General features: G+C 36.5%; 17 protein-coding genes and 1 pseudogene. 3 read left to right on the forward strand and 15 right to left on the reverse strand.

Annotation, left to right across the window (positions count from 1 at the left end):
- Positions 1-879 precede the first annotated feature (879 nt).
- The 7 genes from imm45 to ACQKOG_RS18610 all read right to left on the reverse strand — a co-directional run bounded on the left by imm45 (position 880) and on the right by ACQKOG_RS18610 (position 8,879).
- A complete protein-coding gene (gene imm45 / locus ACQKOG_RS18580; protein ID WP_370079757.1) occupies positions 880-1,209 on the reverse strand; it encodes an Imm45 family immunity protein in 330 nt (109 codons plus the stop codon).
- 174 nt (positions 1,210-1,383) lie between these two features.
- Complete coding sequence (locus ACQKOG_RS18585) at positions 1,384-1,821, reverse strand: SMI1/KNR4 family protein (protein WP_370079755.1); 438 nt, start codon at positions 1,819-1,821, stop codon at positions 1,384-1,386.
- A 216-nt stretch (positions 1,822-2,037) separates the two neighbouring features.
- Positions 2,038-2,484 carry a contact-dependent growth inhibition system immunity protein gene (locus ACQKOG_RS18590; RefSeq protein ID WP_370079753.1) on the reverse strand — a complete coding sequence of 149 codons (447 nt, stop codon included), beginning with the start codon at positions 2,482-2,484 and terminating at the stop codon, positions 2,038-2,040.
- A gap of 602 nt (positions 2,485-3,086) precedes the next feature.
- Positions 3,087-4,028: a hypothetical protein gene (locus tag ACQKOG_RS18595; RefSeq protein ID WP_370079751.1), complete on the reverse strand. Its 942-nt coding sequence runs from the start codon at positions 4,026-4,028 to the stop codon at positions 3,087-3,089.
- Positions 4,019-6,259: an RHS repeat domain-containing protein gene (locus tag ACQKOG_RS18600; RefSeq protein ID WP_427447857.1), complete on the reverse strand. Its 2,241-nt coding sequence runs from the start codon at positions 6,257-6,259 to the stop codon at positions 4,019-4,021. Before ACQKOG_RS18600 ends, ACQKOG_RS18595 begins: the two co-directional genes overlap by 10 nt.
- Positions 6,260-6,948: 689 nt before the next feature.
- Complete coding sequence (locus ACQKOG_RS18605; protein ID WP_427447859.1) at positions 6,949-7,911, reverse strand: DUF5713 family protein; 963 nt, start codon at positions 7,909-7,911, stop codon at positions 6,949-6,951.
- Between the two features lie 14 nt (positions 7,912-7,925).
- Positions 7,926-8,879 carry an RHS repeat domain-containing protein gene (locus tag ACQKOG_RS18610; protein ID WP_370079748.1) on the reverse strand — a complete coding sequence of 318 codons (954 nt, stop codon included), beginning with the start codon at positions 8,877-8,879 and terminating at the stop codon, positions 7,926-7,928.
- 45 nt (positions 8,880-8,924) lie between these two features.
- On the opposite strand from ACQKOG_RS18610, the gene ACQKOG_RS18615 reads away from it, so the two are divergent.
- The 3 genes and pseudogenes from ACQKOG_RS18615 to ACQKOG_RS18625 all read left to right on the forward strand — a co-directional run.
- On the forward strand, positions 8,925-9,119 hold the full coding sequence (locus ACQKOG_RS18615; RefSeq protein ID WP_370079746.1) for a hypothetical protein: 195 nt from the start codon (positions 8,925-8,927) through the stop codon (positions 9,117-9,119).
- Positions 9,116-9,469, forward strand: a complete 354-nt coding sequence (tnpB, locus tag ACQKOG_RS18620) for an IS66 family insertion sequence element accessory protein TnpB (RefSeq protein ID WP_370079744.1) — start codon at positions 9,116-9,118, stop codon at positions 9,467-9,469. The genes ACQKOG_RS18615 and tnpB overlap by 4 nt, the downstream gene beginning before the upstream one ends.
- A gap of 65 nt (positions 9,470-9,534) precedes the next feature.
- A pseudogene (locus ACQKOG_RS18625) lies at positions 9,535-10,464 on the forward strand (IS66 family transposase); the annotation flags it as partial.
- Here the strand turns inward: ACQKOG_RS18625 and ACQKOG_RS18630 are convergent.
- The 8 genes from ACQKOG_RS18630 to ACQKOG_RS18665 all read right to left on the reverse strand — a co-directional run bounded on the left by ACQKOG_RS18630 (position 10,410) and on the right by ACQKOG_RS18665 (position 20,767).
- Positions 10,410-11,408 carry an RHS repeat domain-containing protein gene (locus ACQKOG_RS18630; protein ID WP_370079740.1) on the reverse strand — a complete coding sequence of 333 codons (999 nt, stop codon included), beginning with the start codon at positions 11,406-11,408 and terminating at the stop codon, positions 10,410-10,412. The pseudogene ACQKOG_RS18625 and the gene ACQKOG_RS18630 overlap by 55 nt on opposite strands.
- A 167-nt stretch (positions 11,409-11,575) precedes the next feature.
- Positions 11,576-12,256: a hypothetical protein gene (locus ACQKOG_RS18635; RefSeq protein WP_370079738.1), complete on the reverse strand. Its 681-nt coding sequence runs from the start codon at positions 12,254-12,256 to the stop codon at positions 11,576-11,578.
- 157 nt (positions 12,257-12,413) lie between these two features.
- On the reverse strand, positions 12,414-13,028 hold the full coding sequence (locus ACQKOG_RS18640) for an RHS repeat domain-containing protein (RefSeq protein ID WP_370079736.1): 615 nt from the start codon (positions 13,026-13,028) through the stop codon (positions 12,414-12,416).
- Between the two features lie 30 nt (positions 13,029-13,058).
- On the reverse strand, positions 13,059-13,625 hold the full coding sequence (locus ACQKOG_RS18645; RefSeq protein ID WP_370079734.1) for an RHS repeat domain-containing protein: 567 nt from the start codon (positions 13,623-13,625) through the stop codon (positions 13,059-13,061).
- Positions 13,626-13,729: 104 nt separating this feature from the next.
- On the reverse strand, positions 13,730-14,347 hold the full coding sequence (locus tag ACQKOG_RS18650) for a hypothetical protein (protein WP_370079732.1): 618 nt from the start codon (positions 14,345-14,347) through the stop codon (positions 13,730-13,732).
- A 1-nt stretch (position 14,348) separates the two neighbouring features.
- Entirely contained in the window at positions 14,349-19,763 is a 5,415-nt protein-coding gene (locus tag ACQKOG_RS18655) for a DUF6531 domain-containing protein (protein ID WP_427447863.1), read from the reverse strand.
- Between the two features lie 30 nt (positions 19,764-19,793).
- Complete coding sequence (locus ACQKOG_RS18660; protein WP_370079728.1) at positions 19,794-20,192, reverse strand: DUF4280 domain-containing protein; 399 nt, start codon at positions 20,190-20,192, stop codon at positions 19,794-19,796.
- Positions 20,193-20,269: 77 nt separating this feature from the next.
- Positions 20,270-20,767 (reverse strand): hypothetical protein, encoded by a 498-nt coding sequence (locus ACQKOG_RS18665; protein WP_427447866.1) that lies wholly within the window; start codon positions 20,765-20,767, stop codon positions 20,270-20,272.
- Between the last annotated feature and the right edge of the window lie 26 nt (positions 20,768-20,793).

Consider the following 20,793-nt stretch of genomic DNA (forward strand, 5'->3'; position numbering starts at 1 on the left):
CCACCTCTTTCAGAATATCTAAATTCAATAATAAAATCCCTAATCTAGGTTCACGAACATTTAAAGCTGCAACATCAAAAAAGATACGCTATTTTAGTTTTCAAACATCAACATAAATATTTGCAGCTAATTTAAACACCCAGGGTAAATGTTCGAATCTTCTTAGGATCGAACAGAAAAATTCCTACAACGCCTCACCCGAAACAAAACTTCTTTCGCTATAATTTCAGTCTACGTTTCCCTATTCCAGGTCGGCAATATCTTAAATAGTTTATAATCAATTGCTGATTCCTTTAATACAGGGGGGCATTACTTTTACTACAACATCCTAATAAAATAAATCTTTCTGAAGTAACTTTAATTGCTCAATTCTCTCTGCTATAAAATCTTTATAACTTTCTTGTGTAAAACACTCAGGCCACGTATTACAGAATTCTTCACGTGAAATCGTACCTATTATTATTCTAATAATTTCCACGCAATAATATACAAAGGTTTTATTATAATAATCATCATCTGAATAGTCCTCTATAACTTTCCTAACCAACTGTTGCATTTTTATAAATGATTCTTCATTTCACTCTGCATTCATTCTAATGTAATATGCTAACTCCTCATCAGAATCATCATATTCAAGAAACTGCTTTAAACTATCTTTCATAAAATTCAACCCGTACAGGTAATAGCACTGTTAGGTATTCCTCCTTCCACTAAAGCCTCTTTTGCTCCTTTTGCCATTTTATTTGCTCGATGAACGGGATCATCTTTATGTACCCTATAATCCATATGGCTCTTTTTTAAAACCATACGTAATAACTACAAATGTAAATGCTAGCACCAACCATGAAGACTACAAACATCTTGCGATTAATGTGGTTTTTAAATATCATAAAAATGGTTAGGGGAGTCTTTGTATATAATGTGTACTTCATCAATTGGACAGTCAATGTATCCCCACTTATTCCAATTTAATTTCAGCCACTTAATATCTATTGCATATCCCTCATTATCTTTTGGAATTGACTCTTGAGGTAAATGTACAAAAGTTAAGCCAGCTTTATATCCAGATGCAACTAATAATGAGTACTGTTTTTGTTGCTCAACAACCATAAAATCTACATAATCTTCATAGGGATATTTCCCCTTACATCTTAGTATTGCTCCGCGTTCTATATTTTCTTTTAAGTCAATCAATTTTATATTCTTCATATTAACCACACCTTAAATTATGTTTTCCAGAAGTATCAGCAGGCAAGTAAACTCATGTAAGGTAGGCTTTTAACAGCTTCATACATATGTTTTTGGATAATTATTAACTGGCTATTTCATTAGTGGATAAAGTTATCCGAAATTTAATTTAACTGCTTGGGAGTAATTCATAAATTACCATTCAGCAAAATTCTCCTCAACGAAATTTCCAAAAGATTTCGATAATACTTCTTTATCTCCTGAGTCGTGGTAGTATATTACGACTTCACCATTAGCATTTATTGCTATTGGATTACCTGAACCATCATCAGAAAAAATTAAGCTTTTGTTAATTTCAGGAGAAAACTCATCTCCTTCAAATGATTCTCTGCACCAATTCGTCAAATTAATAATAGTTTCATTACCTATGGATGAACCATTAGAAAAGGCATGAATTGCTATTCCTGCATAACTGCCTCCAAATCGCTTAATAAATTCTTTATAATCATCATCTAGCTTTATTTGAAGTTCTTCCTCTGCTTTCGCAATCTCTTTAAGCGTGGCAGGTATTCCTTTTAATTCAGGATGATTTTCAAGAAAACATTCTATTCTTTTCATCAGTTCTTCTCTCATTTTTCTTTAACTCCTTTTTTATTTAGCCCCGTCATCCAGCTATGTAAACACACCATTTTTATATTTTACAATCATTTGATTATAGAATTTTCCTTGTTCTAGCTTGTCCTGATTTCCAATTAATTACTGCACCAAACTTGACAGGTATTACATGGGTTATATGTGTTATTGATTGAATGATAGATTCATTCGGCACTAGGGTGTCCCACCAAAATATTATTTAATTTTATTTTTTATTATATTGATATAGCCCTGATACGTTCCCTTCTGTTCATCGAACATCCAAACATCCGCTAAATCTATTAAGTTGTTCTCTTCAACATTTACAATCATTCTATCTAATTTACTCTTATGTGCTGAGAGCATTTTCGAACTAATGGATGACAATTTTTCCATCAATTCCATTGAATCAATATCAGCATAGAAAGGTGTGTTCTGTTCATCAATCCTTTCAATAATTTCAAACGTTGCTAAATCAATAAAAACATCTTGTCTAATACAACGAATCAAATCAAAGTTTGATAACTCACACAGACGTTTCCCAGTAATTTCTAAGTACCATACAGGAAGTGACATATCCGAATATTGAGTTGCATTTTGTACTACACCTTCATATTCTTCATTAGTCAAAAACCCTTTTAATGTCATTTTTCTATTAATCATATACATTACTCCAATCACTATTTAGGTGGATACACTCCAACATGGGGGCAAACATATCTTCAATTTTTTTCATCGAAGCGTTTACCTCATTCAACTTAGATGTCGAAATTCATTATCTAAATTAGGATTTTTAACCATCCCTTCCCAACTTCGATTCAAAATCAACAAAACCTTAATATGCGTCAGAAACTTCTTGAGCATGATCATAATAGCCTCCGGTTTTGGAATAGGGTCACCAACTAAGTCCCTCTGTGCTCCTTTTAAATCCATTTAGGTTATATGTGTGTATGTTCTTTCCCGTTGATTCAAAGTAGCCCTCTGACTAGGTGATTTTAATTTTTGCAACATCTAATAAATCATCAACGCTTGGGAATAACCTGCAACGATCACCCGTACCCAATGTTGTAATTTTAAAATCCCTTAATAAAAAATAATCAACTTAAACCATATTTAAACTACTTCTCCCTCTTTATTATCGGTAATTCATAGGCTGTTTTTGTGCTTCATCATGCCGTATATAATGTTTACAAGTCATCTGATTGCCGCAGTAAGGCACTTCCTTTTTATTACACTGACTACTCTATAGAACGCAGTTGAGAAGTTTAGTAAAATAGATCAGCATTTTCCCCATGCTCTTTTTTTAATTGCTCCGCTATTTCTTCAAATGTATATATCTTTGCCTCTTTCTTAGTTCTCTCAACAAGTTGAAACTTTACGTCTAGCTCTGAACTATAACCAGTAGGAATCATGGGATAGACAGCCATAGGCGTTGAAAACAGCTCATGTTTAATTACAGGGACACCTAATCCTAACTTTTGTCTCACTTTAAATAGATTAATTAGTTCCATAGGTACAAGACCAAAATATAGAAACTCCTCATCTTTCCATTTAGTTCCCGTAACACCGATTCCATTTAAATGATACTCACATAAGCTATCCCAATACTCATCCTCAATTTCATTGAATGAATGATCCCACTCAGCTACAATTCGCTCATAGATACCTAATCCATCACCGTATTGCATGACCTTATCTTTTATAGGATTCGGTATCCCTAGTTTCTCAATTAAGTAATGTATCAAATACGTACTTGGGTATACCTTTTGCTTAATGTATTCCTTATTATTCTTATACTCATCTCTTACTAAATCAGCAGCAGCTTTTGTTAATAGTAGTTCTATTAAATCTATTCTTTCCACATACAACGCATAATTTAATATTGGTGCAATTGGATCAATTAAAGGAAAACTAGCACCTGTATATGAGTAAGCATCGAATTGTGCAGTACGTTCAAAGAATTTCCAGCATTCATCATTACCTTGAAAAAGAAGATTTTTAGCAGCAATATGGTTACAATTAGGCGTTCCAGATAAAGTTTCATAAACAACATTAGTATTTTTCTTCAAATTCCTTTTTTCAGAGAAAAAGGAATAGTCTTCATAGAAATTTTCTTTAGTATCACACTGATTAATAACCTCATCATATCTATATCTCTTCAGTGCTTTTTTAATCAGATTATGTTTAAATTGCGGTTTTATTTGCACTTAATCTTAATTCTCCTTTTATCAACATTTATTTGTACCAATTTATATTTTAAAGTACCTTGAGTTTGTGCATTTCTAAGTTGTCTCATTAAATCATTTTGATACTTCGGCATATTACCCCAGTGTCCGTTTTCATTTTTTATTATTTTTTGAATATTATTTTTTGTCCATGTAGGCATATTTGATTTAGAACTATAACCTCTTCTACTTGATTTGACTTCTATAACATTGAGTTCACCTGTTGCACGATCTATTGCAACTAGATCAAAGCCTTGGTTTGATTTATTTTGTACCGAGCCTAAAACATTAAATCCGTTGCTACTTAGGTATTTAGAAGTGATTTTTTCTCCCCAATCACCTAAATTTTTATTACCAAAATTCATTACTTGACCCGCCGTAAATAAACCCAGAGGATCGAATTGAATATTTGGATTACTTACATATCCATACAAAGTCGGATTCCCACCAGCAAGCCCAATAGGATCTTGTTGTAAATACATTCCCTCACTTGGAGAGTAGTATCGGAATCTGTTGTAATATAATCCGATCTCCATGTCCTCATACTGTCCCTGATACCTAAACGGAATGAAATCCTGCTCACCCGTGAACTCCATCACTCGTCCATAAATATCAAGCTCAGCCGACCAAACCGAATTACCTTCTTCATCATAGGCTTCTACAGGCGTTCCTAGATAGTCACAAATAATACTGTAGTTACCATCATTCGTGATTTTAGCTGAAGGTACAAACCCATCATTAAACACCCATGTGACTAGATTATCAGGTATTTCAGACTTTTTCAGTGAAGAATATTCCTCTAGATCTTCAAATTTATCTGAATCATTCTGCGAGAAATACTCATGCAGAATAATATTCCCATCCCATACAAATTTCATTATCTTTTCGTCGGAACTCTTCTCTATTCGTCTACCTAGCGAGTCATACTTGAAAGTAACTTCTGTGTTGTTAGGCTTGATGACCTTCGACATCATGCCATTACCATAGTACTCGTACTTCCAAGTATCACCATTCTTCTCAACTTTCTCAATCAGATTACCTTCATCATCATAAGAGAAGGTTGCCTCTTTCGTTTCAAGTAATCTGCTTCCGGTACCATAAACACGATCTGTCTTTTCTTTCGTTTCATACAAATTCCCGACATCATCGACACTTCGGTGTAAGAAGTCAAATTGACCGCCTTGATTGGACCAGACGAGGTTACTGAATTCATCGTAGCCATAGGTAACTTTTACACCCGTTAACTCGTTGACCATGCTTCGTAATCGATGATTGACGTCCCAATTATACACGCGTCTTCGTGTATCTCGATTTTGGCTACTTATTCGATGGTGCGTTGGTCTACCAGCTACATCATACTGCCACTTGTTGATGACATCTCCTGGTAAGATCCGCTCAATCTCTTGACCGAGTTCATTGTACTGCATTGACGCTGTCCAATGTGCTTGCTCTGAGCGAGAGGCTGTGATTTGTGACACATTTCCCATCTCATTACGAGCGACATCGATTTTTGCACCCAGGCTACTCGTAATCTGTGAACGGTTTCCTAATTCGTCATAGCTACTCGCAATCCAATGGTCATTTTGCCACTCCTTGATTACTTGCCCAGATGAGTCGCGTTCCAGCTTTATAATCACATGCTCATTTTCAGTCTCAATTAACGAACCATTTTTGTCATAACCAAACGTTTCCCATGTGTCATCATAATAATCAACTCGAATGACATTTCCTAGATTATCATGCTGATACGCTGTAAAACGATCACCTGGACGTTGAATTCTCTGAACCAATCCAGCCAGACTTCGCTCATACGTTCTTTCTATCTCATCAAAGCCGATTTCCTTGATGATATTGCCTTTCGTATCGCGTTCAAACTGGTACGCTTCGCCTTTTTCATTGATGACAGTGTTTAACTGCTCCTCTGTATCATAGGTGAATTTAACTTTCTTCCCACCTTGTTCTCGGGATATTAAACTGCCAAGAATGGTGTAATCAAAGGCTACTTGCGTATGGTTATCTTTTGCAAAAACGACATCGTCATATGCATTGTACTTTAATTGAACGTCGTTACCATCTGATAGATTTGCACGTACAAGACGATTCAAGTTATCATATCGGAACTTCTCAGTAGCCCCTAGCGGATTGGTCGTTGTTGTGCAGTTACCACTACGGTCATATGCCCATGTCGAACTTGTCCCGTCTGGCAATGTCATTTGACTTAAGTTCAGATCAGCATCATAGGCTAAGCTTTAGATGGATATAAATCAACATTTAGGTATTATTACGAAAGAACAAAAGGGCAATAAAATCCTTTTAACTGGATTTATTGCCCTTTTTAAATTAAGCTTCAAATCATTTTGAAGAACTTAAAGACTTGTTGCAAGTCTAGATACTTTCATTAATTTTTCCTTTTATTCAAGAAAAAATACCGAACTTTTTTATCTAAAGAAAAGAAAAATGTTAGCGTGGAACCTCTTTGTGCATCGAAAGGTATCAAAACTTACAATCAATATTTTCGATAAAATGGAACTGTTATCATAGTAAATACTGGAATCCGGTTGTTTATACCAACTTGTAGTAAACATTGATATTTTTTTATTCTATTATTTTGCAACTCACCAACTCTAACATACCAATTATTGGGTGGTGCAACTGAAATATAGTAACCTAAACCATTTTCCTCATAAACATGGTAAAGAGAAGATATTCTAGAGCTTGTAGGATTGGATTTATAAATATGCGCATTAACGATTACTTTTATCACATGTGTTTCGGGATATAAGTAACTAGACTGGCTCATCAAATTGGTAAGTATTCTGAATAGTCTTTAACAGTTCTGTTTTTACATATGCATATTGTTTTCATATCGAAATAAAAGAAAGTTTCGTGTGCAAATTAGCTACTACCAATCTCTTTCCCTAAGGGCATCCTCAACATCAATACCTATCTTAAAATATTGTAAAATCGATTCTACTGTATTAGCAATAGAATCTCTTGCAACAGTCTCTATTTCACTATTATTTTGTTCAAACTCACCTACCAAACCGTTAATAGCCATTGTCATTTCATCAAGTTTACTTTGAATCTTATCTACTTCATGTTCCCCTTTTTCTATAAATCGAACAACTTGCAGAACACATTCCTTTACTTTATCTACTAAAAATTCTGGATAAAATGGATCGTTATACATATTAATTAAATAATTAATTTTAGTTCCTTGTTCTCTTTGTTGGTTCTCATTTTTAGCCTCTACTCCAAACTTCGGAACTCCAGCTTGCCACATTTCTTCAACAGTTTTCAATGGATACTTATCTTCACCAATCAACTGTTGCTCCTTTAATGGATCAATCCACTTATTATTATCTATCGATATAATTAATCGACGTAGTAGTTGGTATCCAGTATTAAATCCAACAAATTCATAGTCATTTAAAATGTTTGAATCGTTTCTATCAATGTTATAATGAATAATCTCATTACCCATAATACCTTGATCACCAATTTTTGGATCTATTTTCACCAAGTTATAAATCAGTTGGTTATCGCTATAATCAGACCGATTCCCCCACTGTGCTCTGTCACTACTAATGAAAAGCTCTGGGATTGGAACTTTCAAATTAGGACTAATATTTTTTGCTACCTTTCCCATCGATGATGTTTTAAAAAAACCTTTTAAAACCATACATACTCCAAATGGTTTCAAATTATTTAAGTCAAACGGCTTCTCATTAAAATTATTACTTTCACTCGTGATATTAAAAAAAGCAACATATGGGTTTTCTAATAATTGAGCAATGATGTATAAATCTTCTTTTAATTGTATTGAATGAATATCGTTTTTCTTCCAGCTAAACCTTTTTAACATATCAACACCCTTTCTTACCTTTTTTTGCAAACTGAAATATTCGCTCGTTTTTTCAATTCCGCATCTGCCGCTTCTTTATACTTGTCTCTTTTAAGATTATTTTTCCCTACAGGATTTTGCTTATTATCAACTTGATCTCTTCCATATTTTTTAACGTTTTCCTCGAATCCATATTGTTCCAGTCCACGAGCGGTGTTTTTACCGTTAATATCATCGCCTCGATATACAACTTTAGGTTGGTAATCCGGTACTTTCGGATTTGCAGGATCATATCCTCCGGGATAACGATAATCCAGAACTTCTTGCGCAGTTTTTCCTGTTCCTGGTATACTTGCATAACCTGTATAGCTTTTGCCATTTCTTATACCTTCATAAGTAATATGTGTTCTCCCAGCACCTGTACTTACATTTAGTCCAAATGGATCTATCCAAATATTCGGATCAAAAACGTATGCATATAATGTTGGATTTCCATCAGCAAGTCCAATCGGGTCAATTTGAGTATAATTCCCTTGTTCTGGGTCGTAGTATCGGAATCTGTTGTAATATAATCCGATCTCCATGTCCTCATACTGCCCCTGATACCTAAACGGAACGAAATCCTGCTCACCAGTAAACTCCACCACTCGTCCATAAATATCAAGCTCAGCTGACCAAATTTGCTTTCCATGTTCGTCATAGGCTTCAAAAGGCGTTCCTAGATAGTCACTAATAATGCTGTAATTACCTTCATTCGTGATTTTAGCTGAAGGTACGAACCCATCATTAAACACCCATGTAACTAAATTGTCTGGTATTTCTGAGTTGTTCCGTGAAGAACACTCCTCTTTTAATTCATCTGAATCTCCCTTCGAGAAATACTCATGTAGGATAGTATTCCCATCCCAAACGAATTTCGTTCTTTTTTCGTTTGAACTCTTTTCAATTGTAAGCCCGTAATCAAATAACGCATATAAACAAACAGTCACCTCCGGTACGATAAATGTATCAAAAATTAGAGGAGGTGCTTCTTTATGTCAACTACCAAACTAACAATTGTCCCTGTGACACTAGATCCGATCACTGACAACTCATCATCAACAACTTCACTACAAAATTCTCCTGAGCCGAGCTGCATCATTAAAACAACTAGTGCTGAAATTTCCTTCTTTAATGGCGTAGATGAGCGCATCATCCAAACGATTCTGAAGGAGTTGAATAATCAATGAAGCAAGATTTTACGAGCGTGCAGAACATCTACATTATTTGCGGTAAGACCGATATGCGTAAAGGTATTGACGGTCTCGCAACACTCATTCAGGATGCTTTTAAACTTGATCCATATAGTGATTCCATCTTCTTATTTTCTGGAACGAGTAAAGACCGATATAAATGTTTGTATTTTGATGGAGATGGCTTCGCCATACTTTATAAACGATTAGATAATGGCAAACTGCAATGGCCAAAAGATGAAAAGGAAGTACGAAACCTTTCACAAAAGGAACTTCGCTGGCTTTTAGAAGGTTTATCTCTTCAGCAGCCAAAGGCAATTGCGAAATCTGCAAAAGGTGTCTTTTAAATTTACTTTCTATAATGGTATAATCAACCATAACTTATATTGAACGAAATGTGGTGAATGATTTGATGAGCACTTCTAACGAAAAAGTGATTCAACTTCTTGAAGAACAACTTGCGTATATGAAAAACCAAAACAAAGATTTATCGAAACAAATTGAAGTGCTAACAGAACAAGTTCGCCAATTAACAAAAGCTTTATACGGCTCTAAATCAGAAAAATCAAAGTATCAAGCACCAGACGGGCAAGGCTCTTTATTCGATGACGATCCATCTTTTAACGAATCTGAGCACACAGAAGAACAAAGCACGCCAACTGTTACCTATACCGTTGTCCGTAAACTACATAAGAAAAAACGGAATGATTCTTTTCATGATGGGATTGAAATAGAAGAAATTCACCATCATCCCATCAATACACAATGCGACTGTTGCCTTGGCCCAATGACCGAAGCCGGTACAACTATTGCGCGTGAAGAAGCAAAATTCATTCCGGCAAAAATGATGCGCATTCAGCATATTGAACATGCCTACGAGTGCAAGCACTGCAAAATGGATGCCACACAAAAAGCACAAATGAAACGTGGGAAAGCCCCACAAGCTGCCATTCAGCGAAGCATCGCGGGACCTACCGTTCTAGCAAAACTTATCTATGATAAGTTCATCCAATACTTGCCTCTTTACCGTCAGGTAAAGGAGTGGGAACGATATGGCCTGCTTACGAATGATAAGAACTTATCAAACTGGGTGATCCGTGCAGCTGAAGATTGGCTTCTACCGGTATATGAACAGATGAAGCAGACATTAACAGCAAAATCTGTTCTGCATGTAGATGAAACCTATGCGCAAATAATCAAACGTTCAGACGGAAAATCCGGTCAATCGAACGCCTATAATTGGGTGTTCCGAAGCGTGCCAAGTCAAGGACCGATCATCGTTCTTTTTCAAAGCGCTTTATCGAGAAGCCGTTCTGTATTAGAAGACTTTACAGCTGGTTTTCCTGACCAAACCCTATTACCTTCATCATCATAGGCTTCAACAGGCGTTCCTAGATAGTCACTAATGATACTGTAATTACTTTCATTCGTGATTTTAGCTGAAGGTACGAAACCATCATTAAACACCCATGTTACTAAATTGACTGGTATTTCAGATTTACTCTGTGAAGAACACTCCCCTAGGTTTTCAACTTCACATGAATCTTCCTCCGAGAAATACTCATGTAGTATAGTATTTCCATCCCATACGAAACTCATTGTTTTCTCGTCAGAACACTTCTCTATTCGTCTACCTAGCGAGTCATACTTGAAAGTAACTTCTGTGTTGTCTGGTTTGACGACCTTCGACATCATCCCATTTCCGTTATATTCGTACTTCCACGTATCACCGTTCTTCTCAACTTTCTGAACGAGATTACCTTCTTCATCATAAGAGAATGTTGCCTCGCTCGTATCAAGCAATCGACTTCCGGCACCATAGACACGATCTGTCTTTTCTTTCGTTTCATACAAATTCCCGATATCATCGACATTGCTGTGTAAGAAGTCAAATTGACCGCCTTGATTGGACCAAACGAGGTTACTGAATTCATCGTAACCATAGGTAACTTTTACACCTGTTAACTCGTTGACCATGCTTCGTAATCGATGGTTGACGTCCCAATTATACGCGCGTCTTCTTGTATCGCGATTTTGGCTACTTATTCGATGATGTGTTGGTCTACCTGCTACATCATACTGCCATTTGCTAATGACATCTCCCGGTAAGATTATCTCAATCTCTTGACCGAGTTCATTGTACTGCATTGATGCTGTCCAATTTTCCTGCTCTAAACGAGAAGCCGTGATTTGTGACACATTCCCCATTTCATTACGAGCGACATCGATTTTTGCACCTAAGCTACTCGTAATCTTTGAACAATTGCCTAATTCATCATAGAGCAAGGAGTAAGCACACTGAAGAAACAGTTCCACTTCTAAACAGGAAAACATATGTAAAGAAAGAACTATTACTCCTCTTTACACATGTTTTGGAATCTTTATAAATAGCTTTATTCTGCATCTTTTGCTGGCAATGCTGATCTAAGCAAATAACTCATGTTATAAATTTCTTATTCTTGAATATATGAGTATATATCGTCCTCTGATAAATCAAATAAATTCATCTTAACATTTTCATAATGTGCTGATGAAATCTTTAATACTTCTTTAAGAGAAATACTGATTATATAGAAATCACCATCTTCAATAGCCAAGAAATCACCATCAGATAAATCCCTTAAGTGTAACATTCTACGGTCTTCTACTTTAACCTCAAATACTTCACTCTCATTAAAGTTTCGAATTCCCCAAGATAACAATTTCCTTTTTATGGTTCCTTCTATTTCTTTTTCTTTTACTTTAACAAAGTCAATATTTATTTTACTTAGGTCTAAATCAAATTGGATTAATTCAACATCAGAGGAGACGCCTGCAATTACTCCGTTGTTAAAAAAAATCTCAAGATTTACATCTTTGCTCATATTTTTATTAAATATTTTAACACCTGTAATAGAAAAACTTTTTTCACCTTTTTTTTCATATTTTTTCACAACTTCTCTATGAAATGAAACTCCAATATAATTATCTAAATATCCAGTTACCGGAAAAATGCCTTGTAAAATTCCTTCCTTTATTTGTTTTAAATAAATTGAATATTTACTTGGTAGTTTTTCTAAAACTGCTATCAGCCTTTTATTAAACCAGTCAACTTCAATTTCAAAAGATTTTTTTTTACGAAAAAAACCAAACAATTTAATCACTCCTAACTCGTTCTTATAATTTACCTACATTTCTTTGATGGGAACTTAGTAAACCTGTTATATTTTTCAAACCATCCAACATCTGGTTTAATCCATTTTTTTAGAAATTTAAATCTATATCTATCAATTATAGAATGTTGTATAGTATTCAATTTCCACACATTAATCTGTTATTTACTAGCCAATCCGGCAAATTATATCTCCTTTGTATACGCTGTGTAATAAACATGTGATGATACTCTGTACTAATTCTTTGGTCTCCAATCATTGCCAAAGTCTCTGTTCCACCCCGGGTCTTTTTGTATGCTGCGAAATTTCGTGCTTGTTCACTTTTAGATAGCTTACCTTTCAAACCAAAAGGATCTATCCAAGTATTTGTGTCTTTCACATACCCATATAAAGTAGGATTATTCCCTGCAAGCCCAATAGGATCTTGTTGTAAATATATCCCCTCACCTGGCGAGTAGTATCGGAATCTATTGTAATTTAATCCGATTTCTATGTCCTCATACTGCCCCTGATACCTAAACGGAATGAAATCCTGCTCACCCGTGAACTCCATCACTCGTCCATAAATATCAAGCTCAGCCGACCAAATCTTTTTACCTTCTTTATCATAGGCTTCTACAGGCGTTCCTAGATAGTCACTAATAATACTGTAGTTACCTTCATTCGTAATTTTAGCAGAAGGAATGAACCCATCATTAAACACCCATGTTACTAGATTGTCAGGTATTTCAGACTTGTTCTGTGAAGAATCCACCTCTAGATTTTCAAATTTATCTGAATTATCCTACGAGAAATACTCATGTAGAATAGTATTCCCATCCCACACGAAACTCATTGTTTTTTCGTCAGAACTTTTCTCTATTCGTCTACCTAGCGAGTCATACTTGAAAGTAACTTCTGTGTTGTCTGGTTTGATGACCTTCGACATCATGCCATTGCCATAGTACTCGTACTTCCACGTATCACCATTCTTCTCAACTTTCTGAATCAGATTCCCTTCATCATCATAAGAGAATGTTGCCTCTCTCGTTTCAAGTAATCTGCCACCGGCGCCGTAGACACGATCTGTCTTTTCTTTCGTTTCATACAAATTACCAATATCATCGACACTACGTTGTAAGAAGTCAAATTGACCGCCTTGATTGGACCAAACGAGGTTACTGAATTCATCGTAACCATAGGTAACTTTTACACCTGTTAACTCGTTTACCATGCTTCGTAAGCGATGATTGGCGTCCCAATTATACACGCGTCTTCGTGTTTCGCGGTTTTGACTACTTATTCTGTGGTGTGTTGGTCTACCTGTAACGTCATACTGCCATTTGCAAAGTAAGAACCAAATAATCCCCATCCTTATGTAGATGGGGATTTAAAGTATTATATAGATAACTTGTTCGAGACTATGCAAGTGGTTGGAAAAGTGTTGACCAAGGAAGTCATTAGTCTAAAGCATTCTTATTTTATATCTGGATAATTATGTTCCATAATAAAACATAATTGTTTATACTTTTTTTCAAAGTTTTTTCTAAAATATTCTTTACCTTCTTTAGATAACTTTTTTTCTTCAAAAGCCCAAGATAATAAATATTCTTGAAAACTATTATCTAAATCTAAATCTAATGGAATAATTTTATCTACAGATACTTCATTATCGTTAGATGTTGTGATAATTTTCCTTGCCCTTATAATAATAGGTAATTCTATCCATTCTCTGTAAGGACCTACACTTTTTATCATTTCTATATCATTTAAAAAACTGAAAATAATCTTATCAGAAACAAGATCATTTATAAAAAATTTTCTCATAAACGAAATACGTTTATTAATGTCATTTATCTCAGAAAATAAGTTTATAAAATCAGAGCTTTTTTTTATTAAAAAAACACTAGTAAAGTTTATAAAATACTCAGCACAACTTTGTATCATCGTTTTTGATGGGGTATCATACTCAACTTCCATGACTAGAGAGAGTGTTTTTGAAAACTCTTTTTTATTTAACCAAAGATTTTTCATTCTTTCTTCATCTCTATAATAGTAAATTATTATACTTAGAATATCTGTTTTTTCTTTCATTTTATAAGCATCTCCCTTTTGAACCCCGTGCTCCTGATTTAAATGGACGTCCGCCTACCATAGCACCTCCAACTTTTCTTATATAATTAGCTATTCTTTTTTCTGATTTACGCATTTTACTAATTACAGATTTATCTTTTATTAATTCAGTTGCATTTTTATTTAACTTTCCATCTAATACAGTTCCATCTGCTTTTATTTTTCCAATCGACCTTCCATTTTCTTCTATGTGGAAATGAATAGGATCTGCATGTTCCCTAGCTAAATCGTTATAATAATGGACAATACTTGTATTTTTAAGCGAAGCAATAATTCTATTTGGTAAAGTAGGTGCTGAATCCAATCCAAATGGATCTATCTTTGTATGCGTATCACTTACATATCCATATAATGTTGGGTTATCTCCAACAAGCCCAATCGGGTCTATTTGAGTATAATTCCCTTGCTCTGGGTCATAGTAACGGAATCGGTTATAATACAATCCTATTTCTTCATCTTCATACTGCCCTTGATAACGGAATGGAATAAAATCTTTCTCACCTGTGAATTCTTGCACTCGTCCATAAATATCAAGCACTGCTGACCAAACCTTATTACCTTCTTCATCATAGGCTTCAACAGGCGTTCCTAAATAGTCACTAATAATACTGTAATTACCTTCACTTGTGATTTTAGCTGAAGGTACAAACCCATCGTTAAATACCCATGTGACTAGATTATCATTTTCTAGTTCAGCTGAATCATTTTCTGAGAAATACTCATGTAGGATAGTATTCCCATCCCATACGAATTTCATTATCTTTTCGTTTGAACACTTCTCTATTCGTCTACCTAGCGCGTCATACTTGAAAGTAACTTCTGTCTTGTCTGGTTTGATGACCTTCGACATCATGCCATTGCCATAGTAATCGTACTTCCACGTATCACCATTCTTTTCGACTTTCTGAACCAGATTTCCTTCCACATCGTAAGTGAATGTTGCCTCGCTCGTTTCAAGCAATCTACTTCCAACACCATAAACACGATCTGTCTTTTCTTTCGTTTCATACAAATTCCCGACATCGTCGACATTGCGGTGTAAGAAGTCAAATTGACCACCTTGATTGGACCAAACGAGGTTACTGAATTCATCGTAACCATAGGTAACTTTTACACCTGTTAACTCGTTGACCATGCTTCGTAATCGATGGTTGACGTCCCAATTATACGCGCGTCTTCTTGTATCGCGGTTTTGGCTACTTATTCGATGATGTGTTGGTCTACCTGCTACATCATACTGCCATTTGCTAATGACATCCCCTGGTAAGATTCTTTCAATCTCCTGTCCAAGTTCATTGTACTGCATTGACGCTGTCCAATTTTCTTGCTCTGAGCGAGAAGCCGTGATTTGTGACACATTCCCCATTTCATTACGAGCGACCTCGATTTTTGCACCTAAGCTACTCGTAATTTGTGAACGATTGCCTAATTCATCGTAGTTACTCGCAATCCAATGGTCATTTTGCCACTCCTTGATCACTTGTCCAGTTGGGTCTAGCTCTAACTTTACGGCCACATCCTCATTCTCAGTTTCAATTAACGAACCATTTTTGTCATAGCCAAACGTTTCCCATGTGTCATCATAATAATCAGCTCGAATAATATTCCCTAGACCATCATGCTGGTACGCTGTCCAACGATTACCTGGACGTTGAATTCTCTGAACTAATCCTGCCAGACTTCGCTCATACGTTCTTTCCATCTCATCAAAGCCGATTTCTTTGATGATATTGCCTTTCGTATCACGTTCAAACTGATACGCTTCGCCTTTTTCATTGATGACAGCGGTTAACTGTTCTTCTGTGTCATAGGTGAATTTAACTTTCTTTCCAACTTGTTCTCGAGACACCAAGCTGCCGAGAATGGTGTAATCAAAGGCTACTTGCGTATGGTTATCTTTCGCAAAAACAACATCGTCATAGGCATTGTACTTTAATTGAACGTCGTTACCATCTGATAGATTTGCCCGTACAAGGCGATTCAAGTTATCATAACGGAATTTCTCTGTGGCTCCTAGCGGATTTGTCGTTGTTGTGCAGTTACCACGATGGTCATATGTCCAGGTCGAACTCGTCCCGTCTGGCAATGTCACTTGATTCAGGTTCAAATCAGCATCATAAGCTAAGCTTACCATATGGCCTTGCGCATTTGTCACCGTTTCGATCAAAGATTTCTCATTATAGGAAAATTCAGTCTTTGTGCCATCTTCTAAAATATTTGCCTGCAATGTACCATCCTTATTATAAATCCACTGACGACTGCCACCCTCTGCGTTAACTGCTTGAATCAGTCTATCTTTTTCATCATATTGAGCCGATAAGGTACTGCCATCTGCAAGAGTAATCGTCACTGGATTTTCCCACTCATCATAGCTATATGCCGTGACACGATCATCTTCATCTACTTCTTGGAGTAATTCAAAGTCTTCATTATATTCGTAGCTTACTTCGCTACCATCTGGATGAACAATTTTCGTACAGAGGTTATCTTCGTTGAAATAATAATAACTTTTATCGCCCAAGCTATTCGTAATTTCATTATAGCCTTCGTGATAGGAAAGCTCCCCTGCAAGGACATTGCCATCTCCCCATGTTTTGATGACTCGTGCACCTGTAGTTGGCCCATCATAGCGCCAGAAGAAGCTATTTTTATTGCGATCCGTTTTTTGCATCATTAAGTGATTAACATATTTGATATGTGTACTTTGCCCTAACGCATCTTGTATTTCGATTAAATCTTGTCCATCATTGTAAACATAACGAACTAAGACTTCACGACTCATCTGGTTACGTAAGGCAACTTCTGTCATTCTGCCTAACTCATTGGTCGTAACATCGAGCACTCTTCCAACACTGTCGGTTACTTGGGATAAGAAACCTTTAAGATTATACGCAAATTGAATATGATGGTCTTGCTCATTTCTTACTTCTTTTAATCGGTATTTTGTTTCTGTTGTTTGTTCAAATACATAAATCAATCGTGTATCATGCTCAAACAAATGATACTCCTCGCCTGTATTTGTTAAGGTCATTCTTTCTCGTTTGTTAAAATAAGGCAAGTTTATTGGTAAAATTGGAAACCCAACTGCGCGACCATCCGTCACAACAATCCCAATCAGGTCATCTTCTTCAAAAATCTCTAAGGCTAGATCGTATGTAAAGTGCATACCATGACCTGACAAGCCAATCCGGCTACTATCACTGTACCAAGCGCGTTCCCATGAAAGGGGGATAGGTCCAGGTAGTTCAAAGTCGACGCCTTCATAAATCATACGCCCTGTGATTAAATCAACGGGCTCAAAACCTCTTTTACAGAATTTTTTACTTAACCCTTGTGTACAATTAAATTTCTTTAATACTCCATGATTAAATTTCGTTAGCCCAGCTTTGGCCATAGCTTTCATTCCGTCTACTGCCTTCGACACAGCGAGCAATTCATCCATCGAAGAAATGACTTTATCTGCGGCCGTCTTCACAGCCTTAGATGCTTTGTTAGCTAGTTCCGCTAGTCCCTTTACTGCATCTAACGTTTTAGATATTTTCGGATAAGCTGCCTTCATCCCTTTTAGTAATGCTTTTGATCCATCCATAATCTTATCCGCAGTTTTTACAATTTTTCTCGCTTTATTGGCTTTATAGGCTACTTTTGCGGCATCACCAATTACTGGGATTGCCCCCGCTAAGTTCATGGCTGCATCCATGTAATTCCCTCTTGCCAAGCTAATTCCTGCATTCGCAATATCTGCAAATGTACCGATGACAGGGATAAATCCAGCAACATCCAATGCTGCACTTACGCCATCTACTAATTTACTGAACCAGCCTTTCTTCTCTTTCTTCTCTTCTGCCTTTTGTGGGAAAATTAGGTCAACTTTCGTCGTAGCTTCAATCGCTTCTTCATTTAACTTCGGTGGTTGGCTTTGCTTCTCTATACCTTCTTGTTCAATGAGCGTACTAATTAATTGTGTGTCAGCGGCCATAATCACATGACTTTGTTCCTTCGCGGATATAGCAATCCATTCTTCCGCCTCTACGGCTAGCTCTTTCATTCCACTAATTTCGAGTATTTCATCCGCTGCTAGCATGATGGTACTGTTACTTTGAAATGTTACGCCATCTCCATCATCCATCTTTAAGTCCAAGACACCATCTACTGCACTAAAGGTAATATCACCAACACCTAATGTCACATCTTTCCCAACATTGGTCGCCAATGATTTAACGGTAGTGTCCGCCATTTTCTTCGCCTGCTTTTGTCCACCCTCTGGTGTGGCTGGATTAACACGCACTGAGCTGATAACAATAGCCTCTTCTTCAACTGCACTTGGAAAATGTAATTGAGCACGTGCACCTATTTGAGGCATTAAATACATAACACCATTGGCATCTGCTGAATAAGCAAACCAATGTGCTTTTTCATTATCCTGGCTTTTATCTATATCTAAATGAATTTTGACTGTGTTTTGCGTAACATCAATAATCTTTCCTGTAAACGCTGCACCAATGAGATCTAAATTACGTACCAATCGCTGACGAATACTTTTCTCTGGTTGGGCAGTATATTGAAACTTCAACACACCCTCTTCAAGATGGGTTTCCCTAGCCGTTACGATATAGGAACTTCCCTTGAATTGCACCAACGTGCCCAACTCATGGGGTTCCGTGCTTTCAAACTCGCAAAATGTATAATCGGCTTCACTCACATCAGTACCATCGTTTTCAGTAATCAAGCGATACGCATCGACGTCCATTCGTACTATAGAAGGCAGATGGTCGATCGTTATGCTTTTCCTACTTTGAGGTGTACCAAGCCAGAATCGAGCACCTTTTCCTTTTAAATCAGGAAAAACAACTGCTTGCAAATGGGAGGCCATTCTTTTAATAAATTCCCAATCTGTTTCTAAGTATTGAATCGCAATACTACCAATGGCTTGACCGTTAGAAGCTTGGTCGATGTAATCCCCATTAGGATAGGCTTTCACGATGTTATTCATTAACTGCACATACGTCATATTGGCATCTTGAAAAGAACGTGAGCGCTTCGCAATATCCATATTTGCTGTATATGATACAGCCTCAACAGAGACATAGTGAACCCCTTGTGATGCCTGCAACTCCGCATTATCAATTCTTCCTGAGAACAAAATGGCACTGTCTCGCCCAAATTTCACAACAACTTCATCTGTTTGATTGACCCGCTGAATATACTTTTGCGCTTGCTCTTCAGCAATCATTCCCGTAAAGTACAACCTCGCATGGTCATTGGCCTTATGTTTGATAGTTAGTTTATCTAAATGAATAAGTGGATAAGGCCACTCGAGCACAAGATCCTCATACGTACTAACCATGTGTACTTCCTTTTCTTCTAGCGATTTCATTACTTACCTCCTTTCAATCAACCTTGTCTTTTAAAAACCTTGTTTCGGTATCTCTACTTCCTCTTGACCGTCATGAATAATTTCGATTTTGCCTCCACCTGCTGAGCATTGGGTATGGCAGCGGCTTAATAACGCTTGCTTCCCCTCGATATTGACATTTTCCATTCCTTCCATCCAATCAATAGAGCATGTTGGTGTACACGGTTTTTCTAACTTTAGGCAAACACCAAAGGTTGGGATGTTATCAGGGTTTCGATCCCCTACATTCATGACGGCTTTCTCTTTAATATAAACGCCATGATCTTGCGGCAAATTTAAATAATTGAGGTGGCTACCATGTTCACATGAAATGATTGCTCCATGTACAACATAACTAAATTGCTCTTGTTCCGAACCTTCTGTTTCCAAACTTTCTACAACTTGAGCCATTGGATATCCTTCCTTTCGTATCGATTGAACACTGTTTCAAACTACGACAGTGTTTTGGAATGATTTATTAGAATGATCTATCGTCCTTGTAGTTTTACTCGTTGCAGCTGAATCCCGAGATATGGTCGTCGTAGCATACTTTCTGCCACATCTAAATTGACGATGGTGAACGATTCCTTTTTGCCGTCGACTTGAAAAATACAATCCAGTTCCACTTTCTTAGGGTCAATTACGAGCTCCTTTATTTGTCCGTCTGGATAATAAATCGTCTCATCGGAAATACAGTTCTTCTTTACAATGTCCATAAGCCAATGCACACGCTGTGTTCCTTTCTTCACATCAGTAAAGACAATGGCTGTAAATTCTAAGTTGTCCTCGTATTTCACTAACAACCCTTTCAAATCATCCGATACGATTCTTCGAGGCTTCTCTAAATAATCCAGATATACCGCATTCTCTTTTTCTATTACTTCCCCGAATACAGATGAACAGACGAAGTTATCATCGAGGTCTGTTTTGAAAGGAATAATTGGATTTGTAATGCTTTGATCTTGCCGAACAATAAAATACTCCATTTTTTCCTCCTGTAACTATCATTTCT

The sequence above is a fragment of the Lysinibacillus sp. NPDC093216 genome, assembly GCF_050280325.1.
Lineage (GTDB): Bacteria > Bacillota > Bacilli > Bacillales_A > Planococcaceae > Lysinibacillus.

Coding starts and splice junctions, on each gene's coding strand:
- imm45 (WP_370079757.1), bottom strand. CDS start 1,209: ATGAAGAATATAAAATTGATTGACTTAAAAGAAAATATAGAACGCGGA.
- ACQKOG_RS18585 (WP_370079755.1), bottom strand. CDS start 1,821: ATGAGAGAAGAACTGATGAAAAGAATAGAATGTTTTCTTGAAAATCAT.
- ACQKOG_RS18590 (WP_370079753.1), bottom strand. CDS start 2,484: ATGATTAATAGAAAAATGACATTAAAAGGGTTTTTGACTAATGAAGAA.
- ACQKOG_RS18600 (WP_427447857.1), bottom strand. CDS start 6,259: ATGACATTGCCAGACGGGACAAGTTCGACATGGGCATATGACCGTAGT.
- ACQKOG_RS18605 (WP_427447859.1), bottom strand. CDS start 7,911: ATGTTAAAAAGGTTTAGCTGGAAGAAAAACGATATTCATTCAATACAA.
- ACQKOG_RS18615 (WP_370079746.1), top strand. CDS start 8,925: ATGTCAACTACCAAACTAACAATTGTCCCTGTGACACTAGATCCGATC.
- tnpB (WP_370079744.1), top strand. CDS start 9,116: ATGAAGCAAGATTTTACGAGCGTGCAGAACATCTACATTATTTGCGGT.
- ACQKOG_RS18645 (WP_370079734.1), bottom strand. CDS start 13,625: ATGGGGATTATTTGGTTCTTACTTTGCAAATGGCAGTATGACGTTACA.
- ACQKOG_RS18650 (WP_370079732.1), bottom strand. CDS start 14,347: ATGAAAGAAAAAACAGATATTCTAAGTATAATAATTTACTATTATAGA.
- ACQKOG_RS18655 (WP_427447863.1), bottom strand. CDS start 19,763: ATGAAATCGCTAGAAGAAAAGGAAGTACACATGGTTAGTACGTATGAG.
- ACQKOG_RS18660 (WP_370079728.1), bottom strand. CDS start 20,192: ATGGCTCAAGTTGTAGAAAGTTTGGAAACAGAAGGTTCGGAACAAGAG.
- ACQKOG_RS18665 (WP_427447866.1), bottom strand. CDS start 20,767: ATGGAGTATTTTATTGTTCGGCAAGATCAAAGCATTACAAATCCAATT.